The sequence below is a fragment of the Thalassotalea sp. LPB0316 genome, assembly GCF_014898095.1.
In the GTDB taxonomy this organism is placed as follows: Bacteria; Pseudomonadota; Gammaproteobacteria; order Enterobacterales; family Alteromonadaceae; genus Thalassotalea_G.
Map to the genome: position 1 here is coordinate 1,770,597 of NZ_CP062946.1, position 15,905 is coordinate 1,786,501.

9 protein-coding genes, 1 tRNA gene and 3 rRNA genes are annotated in these 15,905 nt (G+C 44.1%); 8 read left to right on the forward strand and 5 right to left on the reverse strand.

The annotated features are described in order from the left end of the window. Positions 1-639 precede the first annotated feature (639 nt). The 4 genes from LP316_RS07845 (at position 640) to rrf (ending at position 5,762) form a co-directional block, all read left to right on the forward strand. Positions 640-2,180: ribosomal RNA gene (locus LP316_RS07845) — 16S ribosomal RNA — on the forward strand. 73 nt (positions 2,181-2,253) lie between these two features. Further along, a tRNA-Ala gene (locus LP316_RS07850) sits at positions 2,254-2,329 on the forward strand. Between the two features lie 339 nt (positions 2,330-2,668). Beyond that, positions 2,669-5,545, forward strand: a 23S ribosomal RNA gene (locus tag LP316_RS07855). A gap of 102 nt (positions 5,546-5,647) precedes the next feature. Continuing rightward, positions 5,648-5,762: ribosomal RNA gene (gene rrf / locus LP316_RS07860) — 5S ribosomal RNA — on the forward strand. The 16S, 23S and 5S rRNA genes sit together here with 1 tRNA gene alongside, the layout of an rRNA operon. 855 nt (positions 5,763-6,617) lie before the next feature. Here rrf and LP316_RS07865 read toward each other — a convergent pair. Then, positions 6,618-8,462, reverse strand: coding sequence for a DUF885 domain-containing protein (locus tag LP316_RS07865; protein ID WP_193020475.1), 1,845 nt, complete (start codon positions 8,460-8,462; stop codon positions 6,618-6,620). Between the two features lie 193 nt (positions 8,463-8,655). Here LP316_RS07865 and LP316_RS07870 point away from each other — a divergent pair, with 193 nt between their 5' ends. The 3 genes from LP316_RS07870 (at position 8,656) to LP316_RS07880 (ending at position 10,743) form a co-directional block, all read left to right on the forward strand. Then, positions 8,656-9,024, forward strand: coding sequence for a GNAT family N-acetyltransferase (locus LP316_RS07870; RefSeq protein WP_193020476.1), 369 nt, complete (start codon positions 8,656-8,658; stop codon positions 9,022-9,024). A gap of 64 nt (positions 9,025-9,088) precedes the next feature. Then, entirely contained in the window at positions 9,089-9,481 is a 393-nt protein-coding gene (locus tag LP316_RS07875; RefSeq protein ID WP_193020477.1) for a hypothetical protein, read from the forward strand. Positions 9,482-9,612: 131 nt separating this feature from the next. Next, positions 9,613-10,743, forward strand: coding sequence for a pyridoxal-phosphate-dependent aminotransferase family protein (locus tag LP316_RS07880; protein ID WP_193020478.1), 1,131 nt, complete (start codon positions 9,613-9,615; stop codon positions 10,741-10,743). Between the two features lie 70 nt (positions 10,744-10,813). Here the strand turns inward: LP316_RS07880 and LP316_RS07885 are convergent, their stop codons facing one another. Continuing rightward, entirely contained in the window at positions 10,814-11,230 is a 417-nt protein-coding gene (locus tag LP316_RS07885) for a VOC family protein (RefSeq protein ID WP_193020479.1), read from the reverse strand. 353 nt (positions 11,231-11,583) lie between these two features. Between LP316_RS07885 and katG the strand changes: the two genes are divergently transcribed. Beyond that, positions 11,584-13,731: a catalase/peroxidase HPI gene (gene katG, locus LP316_RS07890; RefSeq protein ID WP_193020480.1), complete on the forward strand. Its 2,148-nt coding sequence runs from the start codon at positions 11,584-11,586 to the stop codon at positions 13,729-13,731. 93 nt (positions 13,732-13,824) lie between these two features. Here katG and nth read toward each other — a convergent pair whose 3' ends face one another. The 3 genes from nth to rsxG are packed head-to-tail and all read right to left on the reverse strand — an operon-like array spanning position 13,825 to position 15,904. Continuing rightward, a complete protein-coding gene (gene nth / locus LP316_RS07895) occupies positions 13,825-14,508 on the reverse strand; it encodes an endonuclease III (RefSeq protein WP_193020481.1) in 684 nt (227 codons plus the stop codon). Positions 14,509-14,564: 56 nt separating this feature from the next. Next, a complete protein-coding gene (locus LP316_RS07900; protein WP_193020482.1) occupies positions 14,565-15,275 on the reverse strand; it encodes an electron transport complex subunit E in 711 nt (236 codons plus the stop codon). A 2-nt stretch (positions 15,276-15,277) separates the two neighbouring features. After that, positions 15,278-15,904 carry an electron transport complex subunit RsxG gene (rsxG, locus tag LP316_RS07905; RefSeq protein WP_193020483.1) on the reverse strand — a complete coding sequence of 209 codons (627 nt, stop codon included), beginning with the start codon at positions 15,902-15,904 and terminating at the stop codon, positions 15,278-15,280. Position 15,905 lies beyond the last annotated feature (1 nt).

The following is a 15,905-nucleotide window of genomic DNA, read 5'->3' on the forward strand; positions in this document are numbered from 1 at the left end:
TGTCTGAACTCATTGGTTTGCTAAGCGATGTGCGTTAACGTGAGTTATACGTCGCTAATGACACGTTATTAATGTGATAGAGCGCAAAGGTTAATCGTCTAGCGCTCTATAAAGACAACAACTTTATTACGTAAGTCGATCGTGTTAGCGAGAATATTTTTAAAAACCAACAGTGAAATGTTGGTTTTTTGTTCTAAACTAAACTTTAAACCCTATATTTGATTGTTTTTTGTTCGAACAAACATTTATTTAAAAAAAGGTGTTGACTCTTTTTTTAAGATCTCTAAAATGCGCTCTCGTTGTCACGGGGCACTGCTTCGAACAACGCAAAGCGGTCTAACAACGAATGCGATTGTTAGCTCGCGCCGAACAAAACGTTCATCCATGAACGGTTCGGCATACCTACTTCGTGTAGGCATCTTTAACAAATAGTTATCATGCAATTTGTGTGGGCACTCACATTAATAAATTCATATAAAGACCTGACGTTTCGTTAGGCAAATTTATCAATGTTGATGTTCACATAAAAAACTTACATATAAAGTTTTTATGTTTTTGTTTTGCTTTTATTAAAAAGCGATTCAAGAGCAATGTACAACAGAATTCATTGAGCCGTATCGACAGATACACAAACGATTTTAATTGAAGAGTTTGATCATGGCTCAGATTGAACGCTGGCGGCAGGCTTAACACATGCAAGTCGAGCGGAAACGAGAAGTGCTTGCACTTCGGCGTCGAGCGGCGGACGGGTGAGTAATGCTTGGGAATATGCCTTTAGGTGGGGGACAACAGTTGGAAACGACTGCTAATACCGCATAATGTCTACGGACCAAAGGAGGGGATCTTCGGACCTTTCGCCTAGAGATTAGCCCAAGTGAGATTAGCTAGATGGTGGGGTAAAGGCCTACCATGGCGACGATCTCTAGCTGGTTTGAGAGGATGATCAGCCACACTGGGACTGAGACACGGCCCAGACTCCTACGGGAGGCAGCAGTGGGGAATATTGCACAATGGGGGAAACCCTGATGCAGCCATGCCGCGTGTGTGAAGAAGGCCTTCGGGTTGTAAAGCACTTTCAGTCGTGAGGAAAGGGTAGTCGCTAATATCGGCTATCTGTGACGTTAGCGACAGAAGAAGCACCGGCTAACTCCGTGCCAGCAGCCGCGGTAATACGGAGGGTGCGAGCGTTAATCGGAATTACTGGGCGTAAAGCGTGCGTAGGCGGATTGTTAAGCGAGATGTGAAATCCCGGGGCTCAACCTCGGAACTGCATTTCGAACTGGCAGTCTAGAGTATTGTAGAGGGTGGTGGAATTTCCAGTGTAGCGGTGAAATGCGTAGAGATTGGAAGGAACATCAGTGGCGAAGGCGGCCACCTGGACAAATACTGACGCTGAGGCACGAAAGCGTGGGGAGCGAACAGGATTAGATACCCTGGTAGTCCACGCCGTAAACGATGTCAACTAGCTGTCTGTGAACTTGATTCGTGGGTAGCGTAGCTAACGCGCTAAGTTGACCGCCTGGGGAGTACGGCCGCAAGGTTAAAACTCAAATGAATTGACGGGGGCCCGCACAAGCGGTGGAGCATGTGGTTTAATTCGATGCAACGCGAAGAACCTTACCATCCCTTGACATCCAGAGAATTTTCTAGAGATAGAATAGTGCCTTCGGGAACTCTGAGACAGGTGCTGCATGGCTGTCGTCAGCTCGTGTTGTGAAATGTTGGGTTAAGTCCCGCAACGAGCGCAACCCCTATCCTTACTTGCCAGCGGATGATGCCGGGAACTTTAAGGAGACTGCCGGTGATAAACCGGAGGAAGGTGGGGACGACGTCAAGTCATCATGGCCCTTACGGGATGGGCTACACACGTGCTACAATGGCGTATACAGAGGGCAGCGAGACCGCGAGGTGGAGCGAATCCCAGAAAGTACGTCGTAGTCCGGATTGGAGTCTGCAACTCGACTCCATGAAGTCGGAATCGCTAGTAATCGTGAATCAGAATGTCACGGTGAATACGTTCCCGGGCCTTGTACACACCGCCCGTCACACCATGGGAGTGGGTTGCAAAAGAAGTGGCTAGTTTAACCTTCGGGAGGACGGTCACCACTTTGTGATTCATGACTGGGGTGAAGTCGTAACAAGGTAACCCTAGGGGAACCTGGGGTTGGATCACCTCCTTATCTTGAAGAGTTTATCGTGTTGAGTGTTCACACAAATTGCATTGATAACGAAAGTGTTTAAGATGAAGCCTTTGGGGCTATAGCTCAGCTGGGAGAGCGCCTGCCTTGCACGCAGGAGGTCAGCAGTTCGATCCTGCTTAGCTCCACCACTTACTTCGTTGAGAAATTAAACATAAAAACTTAAGCGTAAGCTTTTATGTTTAGTTTCTGCTAAAGAAACACTGCTCTTTAACAATTTGGAAAGCTGATATATATCCTTAAACAAGAAATTGTTTAAAACCTCTTAATTAAGTGTCGCGCTTAATTAAGAATTCTAATTCAAGATACTCTATTGAGTACGTGAAAATGTCAGATACAACTTAAGTTGTTGCTTGAAAGCTGTAAAGCTTTAAGGCGATAACGCTACATCAAGTTTGTCACGCGGTGTAGTTAAGTGTTTTACGTTAACGCCTTATGGCCTTAACGCTTAAGACTTCTTGGGGTTGTATGGTTAAGTGACTAAGCGTATGTGGTGGATGCCTTGGCAGTTAGAGGCGATGAAAGACGTGTTAATCTGCGATAAGTCTAGGTAAGGTGATAAAAACCGTTATAGCCTAGAATCTCTGAATGGGGAAACCCAGTGCCATAAGGCACTATCTTTACCTGAATACATAGGGTAAAGAGGCGAACCGGGAGAACTGAAACATCTAAGTACCCCGAGGAAAAGAAATCAACCGAGATTTCGTTAGTAGCGGCGAGCGAACGCGAATTAGCCCTTAAGCTTGTGGGCGTTAGTGGAATGTTCTGGAAAGGACAACGATACAGGGTGATAGTCCCGTACACGAAGACAAACACAAGTGAAATCGAGTAGGTCGGCACACGTGAAATGTTGACTGAATATGGGGGGACCATCCTCCAAGGCTAAATACTCCTAACTGACCGATAGTGAACCAGTACCGTGAGGGAAAGGCGAAAAGAACCCCTGTGAGGGGAGTGAAATAGAACCTGAAACCGCATACGTACAAGCAGTGGAAGCCTTCGGGTGACTGCGTACCTTTTGTATAATGGGTCAGCGACTTATATTTAGTAGCAAGGTTAACCGATTAGGGGAGCCGTAGCGAAAGCGAGTGTTAACTGCGCGTTCAGTTGCTAGGTATAGACCCGAAACCCGGCGATCTACCCATGGGCAGGTTGAAGGTTGAGTAACATCAACTGGAGGACCGAACACACGTATGTTGAAAAATGCGGTGATGACTTGTGGGTCGGAGTGAAAGGCTAATCAAGCCGGGAGATAGCTGGTTCTCCCCGAAATCTATTTAGGTAGAGCCTCGGACGAACACCACTGGGGGTAGAGCACTGTTAAGGCTAGGGGGTCATCCCGACTTACCAACCCTTTGCAAACTCCGAATACCAGTGAGTGATATCCGGGAGACACACTATGGGTGCTAACGTCCGTAGTGAAGAGGGAAACAACCCAGACCGCCAGCTAAGGTCCCAAAGTACTAGTTAAGTGGGAAACGATGTGGGAAGGCTTAGACAGCTAGGAGGTTGGCTTAGAAGCAGCCACCCTTTAAAGAAAGCGTAATAGCTCACTAGTCGAGTCGGCCTGCGCGGAAGATGTAACGGGGCTAAACTAGTCACCGAAGCTGCGGATTCACACTATGTGTGAGTGGTAGGGGAGCGTTCTGTAAGCCGTTGAAGGTGTGTTGTAAAGCATGCTGGAGGTATCAGAAGTGCGAATGCTGACATGAGTAACGATAAAGGGGGTGAAAAACCCCCTCGCCGAAAGACCAAGGTTTCCTGTCCCATGTTAATCAGGGCAGGGTAAGTCGGCCCCTAAGGTGAGACCGAAAGGTGTAATCGATGGGAAACAGATTAATATTTCTGTACTTCTATATAATGCGATGGAGGGACGGAGCAGGCTAGGCAAGCATGGCGTTGGTTGTCCATGTGAAAGTAAGTAGGCTGAGAACTTAGGCAAATCCGGGTTCTTAAGGCTGAGATACGAGACGATGCTCTACGGAGCAGAAGTTGTTGATGCCATACTTCCAGGAAAATCTTCTAAGCTTCAGTTATATAGGAACCGTACCCCAAACCGACACAGGTGGTTAGGTAGAGAATACTAAGGCGCTTGAGAGAACTCGGGTGAAGGAACTAGGCAAAATAGTACCGTAACTTCGGGAGAAGGTACGCTCTCTAATGTGAATGACTTGCTCAGTAAGCATAGGAGAGTCGAAGTAACCAGGTGGCTGGAACTGTTTATTAAAAACACAGCACTGTGCAAAATCGAAAGATGACGTATACGGTGTGACGCCTGCCCGGTGCCGGAAGGTTAATTGATTGGGTTAGCATTTGCGAAGCTCATGATCGAAGCCCCGGTAAACGGCGGCCGTAACTATAACGGTCCTAAGGTAGCGAAATTCCTTGTCGGGTAAGTTCCGACCTGCACGAATGGCGTAATCATGGCCACACTGTCTCCACCCGAGACTCAGTGAAATTGAAATTGCGGTTAAGATGCCGTATACCCGCGGCTAGACGGAAAGACCCCGTGAACCTTTACTATAGCTTGACAGTGAACATTGCTCCTACATGTGTAGGATAGGTGGGAGGCTTTGAAGCATGCACGCCAGTGTGTGTGGAGCCATCCTTGAAATACCACCCTTGTATGCGTGATGTTCTAACCTAGGGCCCTTAGCGGGCTTGGGGACACTGTCTGGTGGGTAGTTTGACTGGGGCGGTCTCCTCCCAAAGCGTAACGGAGGAGCACGAAGGTTGGCTAAGTACGGTCGGACATCGTACGGTTAGTGCAATGGCATAAGCCAGCTTAACTGCGAGACAGACACGTCGAGCAGGTGCGAAAGCAGGTCATAGTGATCCGGTGGTTCTGTATGGAAGGGCCATCGCTCAACGGATAAAAGGTACTCCGGGGATAACAGGCTGATACCGCCCAAGAGTTCATATCGACGGCGGTGTTTGGCACCTCGATGTCGGCTCATCACATCCTGGGGCTGAAGTCGGTCCCAAGGGTATGGCTGTTCGCCATTTAAAGTGGTACGCGAGCTGGGTTTAGAACGTCGTGAGACAGTTCGGTCCCTATCTGCCGTGGGCGTTTGAGAATTGAAGAGGGCTGCTCCTAGTACGAGAGGACCGGAGTGGACGAACCTCTGGTGTTCCGGTTGTTATGCCAATAGCATTGCCGGGTAGCTACGTTCGGAACTGATAACCGCTGAAAGCATCTAAGCGGGAAGCAGGCTTTAAGATGAGTTCTCACTGGAGATTTAATCTCCCTAAAGGGTCGTTGGAGACTACAACGTTGATAGGCTGGGTGTGGAAGCGCTGTGAGGCGTTGAGCTAACCAGTACTAATTGCCCGTGAGGCTTAACCATACAACACCCAAGTGGTTTTACACCATGTTGTATGAAGACAAGTCACGTACTCAGAACTTGAATAGAATTAGATATCAGATTTCCAGATTGTAACGTTTTTAGTCTAGCGACAATAGCGTTGTGGTACCACCTGATCCCATGCCGAACTCAGAAGTGAAACGCAACTGCGCCGATGGTAGTGTGGGAGGTCCCATGTGAGAGTAGGTCATTGCTAGACACCTATTAAAAGAAAGGACCCAGCTACGGCTGGGTTTTTTCGTTTAACAGCATTGAATATACATGACCTACTCTCGAGTAGAGGAAAAACGGAAATTATCAAAGACAACAATTTGTCTTTGTACCGTTTTTTCACAGTAAGCTCTGCGCACTGTTAGCCAATTGCTAGACACCCATTCCAAAAACCCGCTTAATGAGCGGGTTTTTTCGTTATTGAGATTTGAACTTTTAGGTGAGCGACAATAGTGTTGTGATATCACCTGATCCCATGCGCTCATACCAAAGAAAAGCAGAAGTGGCCGTTCCTTGCCATCCCTGGCTCCACGGCATTAGTGCATCCATGCACGTCAAACGCAACTGCGCCGATGGTAGTGTGGGAGGTCCCATGTGACTAAATTGTCTGGAACAATTTAGAACGCGAAGCGACCCAAAGGGTGGAGTACAGGACGTACGGAATAAAGTAGGTCACCGAAAACTGCGTCCATGCGTTTTCGGCATTAACCACATCCATGTGGCTTATTGCTAGACACCTATTAAAAGAAAGAACCCAGCTACGGCTGGGTTTTTTCGTTTAACAGCATTTAATATACATGACCTACTCTCGAGTAGAGGAAAAACGGAAATTATCAAAGACAACAATTTGTCTTTGTACCGTTTTTTCACAGTAAGCTCTGCGCACTGTCAGCCAATTGCTAGACATCCAATCAGAAAACCCGCTCTTTGAGCGAGCTTTTTTCGTTTTGCTTATTTGTTTTGGGTACAGAGTCCATTACTCTGAACCACTTTCAGTGTTGTAATAAAAAAGGTCAGCAATTGCTGACCTTTGTTCTTTAGGTTGTTTTTTAGCGTCTACCAGCTAGGCTTTTTTAGCGTTAATGTATTCGTTAACTAGCTCTTCCAAAACGTTTAACGGTACAGGACCGTTTTTGAGTATTACGTCGTGGTATTCGCGAATATCAAACTGATCACCTAATGCTTTTTTGGCATGTTCGCGCAGTTCAATAATCTTTATCATGCCGATTTTGTATGCGGTTGCTTGAGAAGGCATGACGATATGGCGTTCTACCATTTTAACTGCATCGGAAATGGCATTTGGTGTGTTTGATGAATAGTATTCGATACCTTGCTCACGCGTCCACTTTTTCGCATGAATACCTGTATCAACGACTAAACGACAAGCTCGCCATAATTCCATTGCTAAACGGCCAAAGTCTGAGTATGGGTCTTGGTATAAACCAATCTCCTTTGGAATTAACTCAGAGTATAACCCCCAGCCTTCGGTATGAGCCGTGTAGCCACCAAATTTACGGAATAATGGAATACCTTCAAGCTCTTGCTTAATGGCAATTTGCATATGGTGACCTGGGATACCTTCGTGGTAAGCAAGTGCTGCCATTTGGTAAGTTGGCATGGCTTCCATTTTGTATAGGTTTGCATAGTAAATGCCCGGACGAGAACCATCTGGCGCTGGCTGCTGATAGAATGCTTTACCTGCTGATTTTTCACGGAAAGCTTCAACGCGCTTAACGATCATATCGGCTTTAGGCTTCGTTAAGAATAACGAGTCTAAACGGCCTTTCATATCATCGATTAACGCAACCGCTTCATCTATGTACTGCTGACGTCCTTCTTCGGTGTCGTCGTAGTAGAATTGTTTGTCGTTGCGCATAAACTCGAAGAATTCAGCCAAGGTACCTTCAAACTCAACCTGTTTCATGATTTCGCGCATTTCATTGTGAATACGCGCGACTTCACTCAACCCAATTTCGTGGATTTCGTCGGCTGTTAGGTCGGTAGTTGTTGTGCGTTTTAATGCGTTGTTGAAGAACGCTTCGCCATCAGGGAATTTCCAAGCGCCATCTTTAGTATCAGCCTTAGTCTCCAATTGAGTTAAGTATGCAACTAAACTGTCGTAAGCTGGTTTTAGGTGTGATACAAGCACTCCTTCAAGTTCTGAGATTAATGCGTTCTTTTGGTCTTCAGAGATATCAAGTTTACTAACCTTACCAGTGAAATCTGCCAGTAACGTGCTGTCTTCACCTTCAGCAAATGGAGCACCAACTAGGATGTTTTTTGAGTCGCGAATAACGTGCGGAAAAACGAATTTAGGCGCAATAATGCCTTTAGCTTCACGTAACTTCAATTCTTCAACAAGTTGACCAATTAATATTTCACTGCCTTTAACACGAGAAATATACGCTTGTGCTTCTACAACATTGCTAATTGAATGTTGGTTAATTAAAAAGGCCGGTACTTGAGAGTGAATACCGAACATTTGGTTAACCGGGTAATTGTGGAATCGCCATTGGTAATCAGCAATTTCATTTTCTAAGCGCTGTACTAACAGACGATGACTAATAGCTGTTTGATAATCTAACTTACTTACGTCAATAGCTTTTATTTTTGCTAAATTGGCTTTACTAATTTCAAGTTCTTTTGCTTTGTTGGCCTGTGAGATATCATCCCACTTATCGTAGTCTGTTTTCATCCCCAAATAGGTTTGCATCATTGGACTGCGTTTTACGCCTTCATTGAAAAGCTGATCAAATAATTGATTTGCTTTGTCAGACTCAGACATAGCGACAGTTTCGTTAGCTTGTTTGACGGGTTCAGCTGGTTTTGTCGTTTGCGCTTCTTTATTACACGCGCTCAGCAAGGTTGTGCTGATGGCTATCGCCAATAGAGATTTCTTGAAAGACATGTTACTTCCTATGTTAGTATTTTAATGCAGTCTCACTAATTACAGTGATATTTGCAAATTTAGCAAGACCAATGGGTTTAATTCTACGATTAACGGCGGCTTTATTAAGGTATTTATTTTGACTCAGTTGTTATCTCTTCGTAAAGCGTTGCCAACAGATAGACGTTTTCTACTTAATTTAAGAAAAGTAACCATGACTGAGCACTTAGCCAAAGCAGGCATTGTCATGGACGATGTACGCCATTTGGCACGTATCGACGAGTTTTTTAGCGACTCAATGATCATTGAATATAAAAACGTATCGATTGGTGTTATTAAGCTTGGTAAGTTTTCCGATCGCTTGCATATTCGCCAGTTACAAATTATGCCGAAATATCAAGGCAAAGGCGTTGGGGCTAAAGTAATCCAACAAGTGATAAAACGGGCTGTTGCACTAAACTTACCGGTCAGTTTATACGTACTAAAACAAAACCCAGCTAAACGTCTTTATCAACGGTTAGGCTTTGTCATTGAGAGTGAAACAGATCTTGAATATTTCATGAAGTTATCAATCGACTGTTGACAACTTGAGATAAACATCAAAAAATAGTTTGGCATGGAGGCAGTTACACAAATAAGGAGATAGCGTGACATCGGCATTCATCGAGGCAAAACAATTAACGCTTGCCTTAAATCGCATTCCACAAAACACTAGCGTTACTCTGACAGTGTTAGCCAAATGTCGGGCGATTGCCAGTTACCAAGAAAACCCGATTGCGACAAGTGGTACACAAGCACTCGATCTGTTTGTTAATTCACTAACGCCGCTTCTCAAGGACGTTAATGCGAAATTACTTTATCAGTCGAGCCATTGTTTAAACATCAGCGGTGATGAACACACTAATTGGGATTATCAATTTATTATTACCTTTGATAATATTTCAGCCGTTACCTCACTTCTTAGCCTTGAAGCACTGCACCAAATTTTGCCTCATTTTTATGCCAGCTGTTCCACTTATGAAACGGTTATTAGTTATTAGCGAGTCTAAAATTGAAATTCGATATAACAATGAGTAATGCTTGAGATAAGTTATAACAATAAGCCTTTATAACTTTACGTGATACTATTTGTTTAGTTGATTTTTCTTATTTATTTTGGAAGTTTGTCGCCATGTCTTTTCAATCTTTTATTCCACCACAGCGCACATTAATGGGGCCAGGGCCATCTGATGTTAGCCCTCGTGTACTAAACGCGTTATCGAGACCAACCGTTGGTCATTTAGATCCAACATTTATTGGCATGATGGATGAGGTTAAGCAATTACTGCAATATGCCTTTCAAACGGAAAACAAATTTACTATTGCACTTTCTGCTCCTGGTTCAGCGGGTATGGAAGCGTGTTTTGTTAATTTAGTTGAGCCACAAGATACTGTCATTGTTTGTCGCAATGGTGTGTTTGGTCAGCGTATGCTCGAAAATGTTAACCGCCTAGGTGCGAAGGCTGTTGTCGTTGATTCACCATGGGGCCGAGCGGTTGAAATCGAAAAAGTAGAAGCTGCATTAAAGGCGCATCCCGAAGCAAAATTTGTCGCTTTTGTTCATGCAGAAACCTCAACTGGCGCGGTATCAGATGCTAAGGCGCTATGTGCGTTAGCAAAGGCTCACAATTGTTTAACCATTGTGGATGCAGTGACCTCATTAGGCGGCATCGAACTCAAGGTGGATGAATGGCAAATTGATGCAATTTATTCAGGTAGCCAGAAGTGTTTATCTTGTGTACCGGGGTTATCGCCAATTAGCTTTAGTGGCAATGCACTCAAGGTAATTGAAAGCCGCTCAAGCGCTATTCCAAGTTGGTTTTTAGATCAGTCACTTGTCGTCAACTATTGGTCGGGTGAAGGCAAGCGAGCCTATCATCACACCGCTCCGGTAAATTCACTATATGCATTGCACGAATCGCTCGTTATGTTGCATAGCGAAGGGATTGAAAATAGCTGGCAACGTCATCGCGACATGCATAAGAAATTAGCCCTAGGGTTAGCCGAGCTTGGTTTAGCGTTTATTGTGCCGGAAAATGAGCGATTGCCGCAATTAAATACTGTGAAAATTCCAGACGGTGTTGATGACGCTCAAGTACGCAATTATCTACTCGAGCAGTACAATTTGGAAATTGGCGCTGGCTTAGGTGATTTTGCCGGTAAGGCATGGCGTATTGGTTTAATGGGCTATGCCGCTCGTAATGAGAATGTTGCTCTCTGTTTAGCTGCACTTAAAGACGCTTTAGCTAAATTTACCAAATAGGCATTAACGTAAAAGGCCAGCATTGTTTATGCGCTGGCCTTTGCTTTAGTGTCAATCTAACGATTTAAGTTCACCAAGAGCCGGTATTTTCCATACTTGCCCAAGGCTCTTGCGGTTCAAGTTGACCGTCTTGCAGTAATTCAATTGAAATGCCATCTGGCGATAATACAAACGCCATATGGCCATCTCTTGGTGGACGGTTAATAACAACTCCAGCATCCATTAATTTTTGGCAAGTATCGTAAATATTTTCAACGCGAAATGCTAAATGGCCAAAGTTAGTGCCATTCGAATATGGCTCGCATTGCTCCCAGTTATGGGTTAGCTCTACTTCTGGCTCACCTTCTTCAGTAGCGAGATAAATTAAAGAGAACTTACCTTGTGGATAGTCTTTTCTTCTTATTTCCTTGAGGCCGAGTAAATCGCAGTAAAAGTGCATAGAGGCGTCGAGATCAATAACTCGAACCATAGCGTGTAAATATTTCATGAAAATCTCAATGACTAGTTAGCTTTTAGATGTAGGCAAATTATAGCCATAAATAAGCTGGAAAAACCAGTGATGCAAATTTGTTGTCACTAAATAGAGTAGCGATTTTACTGCTTTTTTCGAGTTGTCTTCTAATCGCTTTTAACGCTTCTTTTAATCGCATTTAACAATTTTCGTATCTCAAATAATTCAACTAAGCTTAATGCAAGTTTAGTTAAGTAATATGGTTAACTTTGTTACAGCGTTGGTGTTAATTGATATAAGTCAATTACCACCAACTTATTGTTTTATTTTTATTTACTTTAACTATGGCGAGATAGTAATAATAAATTTTTTCTAATATGGAGTGTGAAATGACAACAGGTAAATGCCCAGTAATGCATGGCAGCTCAACGCAAAGTGGTACATCAAATACAAGCTGGTGGCCAAAGTCACTTAACTTAGATATTTTGCATCAACACGATAGTAAAACGAACCCAATGGCAAGTGATTTTGACTACCAAGAGGCGGTAAAAACGCTTGATTTTGCGGCGTTAAAAAAAGATCTTATTGCATTAATGACAGATAGCCAATCATGGTGGCCAGCTGACTGGGGACATTACGGTGGCTTAATGATTCGTATGTCATGGCATGCAGCTGGAACCTATCGAACCGCAGATGGCCGCGGCGGTGCCGGTACCGGTAATTTGCGCTTTGCGCCCCTTAATTCATGGCCTGATAACGCCAACTTAGATAAAGCTCGCCGTCTACTTTGGCCAATCAAGAAGAAATATGGCAACAAACTGAGTTGGGCCGATTTACTCGCTTATGCAGGAACTATCGCTTATGAATCCATGGGCTTAAAAACTTTTGGTTTCGGTTTTGGTCGTGAAGATATTTGGCACCCCGAAAAAGACACCTATTGGGGCTCTGAAAAAGAGTGGTTAGCACCAACAGGTAGTGAGGGGAGTCGTTATTCAGGTGAACGTGATTTGGCAAACCCGCTAGCCGCAGTAATGATGGGTTTAATTTACGTTAACCCTGAAGGCGTTGATGGTAAGCCTGATCCGATAAAAACAGCTCATGATGTTCGAGTTACGTTCGAACGCATGGCGATGAATGATGAAGAAACCGTTGCCCTTACCGCCGGTGGTCATACCGTAGGTAAGTGTCATGGTAATGGTGATGCTAGTCTACTTGGGCCTGAGCCTGAAGGCGGAGATCTTGAAGATCAAGGTTTTGGCTGGTTGAATAAAACCAAGCGTGGTGTTGGTAAAGATGCGGTAACGAGTGGTCTTGAAGGGGCTTGGACCACTAACCCAACGCAGTGGGATAACGGGTATTTCCAATTACTGCTTAATTACGATTGGGAGTTAAAGAAAAGTCCAGCTGGTGCATGGCAATGGGAACCGATCGACATTAAAGAAGAAGACAAGCCTGTTGATGTTGAAGATCCGTCGGTGCGTCATAACCCAGTGATGACAGATGCTGACATGGCGATGAAAATGGATCCTCAGTACCGTAAAATCTCTGAGCGCTTTTATAATGATCCGGCCTACTTCTCAGAAGTATTTGCCAGAGCTTGGTTCAAGTTAACTCACCGAGATATGGGGCCAAAAGCTCGTTATATTGGGCCAGAAGTGCCACAAGAAGATTTAATTTGGCAAGATCCTGTGCCAGCAGGTAATACCGATTACAATGTTGATGCTGTAAAAGAGAAAATTATCGCAAGTGGTTTATCAGTTAGCGACTTGGTAACAACGGCATGGAACAGTGCTCGAACATATCGAGACTCAGATAAGCGCGGTGGTGCGAATGGTGCGAGAATTCGTCTAGCGCCACAAAAAGACTGGGCAGGCAATGAACCTAAGCGGATAGCAAAAATATTGCCCGTACTTGAAAGTATAGCTGAACAAACCGGCGCAAGTGTAGCTGATGTTATTGTATTAGCGGGTAATGTCGGTATTGAGCAAGCAGCACAAGCTGCAGGTGTTACTGTAAGTGTACCGTTTTCAGCAGGTAGAGGCGATGCCACAGCTGATATGACAGATGAAAATTCGTTTGAAGTGCTAGAGCCGTTACACGATGGTTTTAGAAATTGGCTGAAAGAAAAATATGCTGTTAGTCCTGAAGAAATGCTGCTAGATCGCGCTCAATTAATGAACTTAACTGCGCATGAAATGACGGTATTACTTGGCGGGATGCGAGTTATTGGCGCCAATTATGGCGATAGTAAACACGGTGTTTTCACCGATAATGAAGGCGCGTTAACTAACGACTTTTTTGTTAATTTAACCGATATGCAGTACAGCTGGGATCCGGTTGCAGACAATTTATATGAAATCCGCGAACGCGAAACCGGTCAGGTGAAATGGACAGCGACACGCGTTGATTTAGTGTTTGGCTCAAACTCTATTTTGCGTGCTTATGCTGAAGTGTACGCGCAAGATGATAATAAAGAGAAGTTTGTTCACGACTTTGTTACTGCTTGGACAAAAGTGATGAATGCCGATAGGTTTTAATCGCCAGTAAAACTGATAAAAAAGCGCTTTACTTAGAGTAAAGCGCTTTTTGTAACTACAGGGTAGTCGCCTTGATACTGTCCCAACACAGACTTACTTTTTCTTCTTTTTAGCTTGTTCTTTTAGCACTTCATTGATAAAGCTTTTCCGACCGAATTGACGGGTAATAATACATTTATTCAAATCAAAGCCGCGAGCAGGGCAGTATTCTCTGCCGTAATAAATAATTTGTAAGTGCAAGTCATTCCAACGCTCTTTGGGAAATAGTCGTTTTCCGTCGCGCTCTGTTTGTTCAACGCTTTTACCATTTGAAAGGCCCCAGCGATACATCAATCGATGAATGTGAGTATCAACGGGAAAGGCCGGTACATTGAACGCTTGTGCCATAACCACCGATGCTGTTTTATGGCCGACACCTGGCATCGCTTCTAACGCTTCAAAATCTTGCGGCACTTCACCATTGTGTTGGTTGATGATCATCTCAGATAAATGCCAAATGCCTTTTGATTTCATTGGTGATAAGCCGCAGGGTTTGATGATCGCTTGAATTTCTTCAATCGTCATTTTAACCATGTCATATGGGTTATCGGCGCGCGCAAAAAGCTTTGGCGTAATTTGGTTTACGCGCTCATCAGTACATTGAGCCGAGAGTAATACAGCAACTAATAGGGTGTAGGGGTCTTTGTGATCTAACGGGATGGGCACTTCAGGGTATAGTTCATCAAGAATTTCAATGATGCGTGCTACTTTTGCTTTTTTGGTAATTTGCTCAGTCATAGTTGTTATTATCTTAGGCGAAATTTTTATTGTATTAGTAGTGCTCAAGTATGTAATTAGCTATCAAAGTTTACCCGAACGCGTTCAATACTCTCTTTTGCTGGCGCGTTTTGTTGTTGCTTTTGTTTTTGTTTTTCATCTATTGCATTTTTTATCGCGATCAAAAAGCCCATCGCGATAAATGCGCCTGGCGGCAGGATTGCCAGCAAGAATTTATTATCTAAATGCAATACATCAATGCGTAAGCTACTAGCCCATTCACCTAAGAGTAATTCAGCACCATCAAAAAGTGTTCCCTGACCAAGCACTTCTCTGATTGCACCTAACACAATCAGTACTAATGCAAAGCCTAAGCCCATCATCAAACCATCAAAGGCCGCTTGTTTTACCGGGTTTTTGCTTGCATAAGCCTCTGCTCGGCCAATAATCGCGCAGTTGGTCACGATTAGTGGTAAGAAAATCCCCAGTGATTGATAAATTCCATAGGTAAAGGCATTCATTAATAGTTGAATAGCGGTCACAAACGCGGCAATGATCAAAACAAACACCGGAATGCGAATTTCTTTTGGTACCCATTGGCGAATTAACGACACAGTGACGTTAGAGCCAATTAACACTAATAAGGTCGCTAAACCTAAGCCAAGCGCATTAGTGACAGTTGCCGTTACTGCGAGAAGCGGACACAAGCCCAATAGCTGGACTAGGCCGGGATTGTTCTTCCACAACCCTTGAACGGCGAGCTCTTTATATTCTTCGTTGAATTTCATCACTAACCTCGACAAGATGTTGCGCTATTAAACAAAGCGTCTTTGTTGGCATTAAAATACAGGTTGGTATTTTTCACTGCTTTTACCACAGCACGTGGCGTGATTGTTGCGCCGGTAAATTGATCGAACATACCGCCATCTTTTTTTACGTTCCAACGAGAGTCTGATGCTTTTTCGATGCGTTTGCCATCAAAGCTCTTGATCCAGTCACTGCGCTTTAATTCGATTTTGTCGCCTAAACCGGGAGTTTCATTGTGTTTAAGTGTTCTAACGCCAGTGATTTTTCCATCGTAGCTAAAACCAACTAATAAAAAGATTTTACCGTTATAGCCATCTGGTGCTGTAGTTGTGATTGCCGCGGCAATCGGCTTGTTATCAAAGCGTCCTAAATAAGCCGTTTGACTCTTACCGCTGCCAAGTAGTGGATCACTAATAACCGTGCAATCTTGATACAAGTCATTGTTAATCGCACTTTCGTCGATAATTGCGTGTAGTGTTTTGAGTAGTTGTGCTTGTTCTTGTTTGGCGATTGTCGGCTTAGTTAGCTCACTAATAAGGCCAACAACCAAAGTACAAACAATGGCAAATAAAGCGAGTAACTGCGCGTTTTTATTGATGGCTTGTTTCATG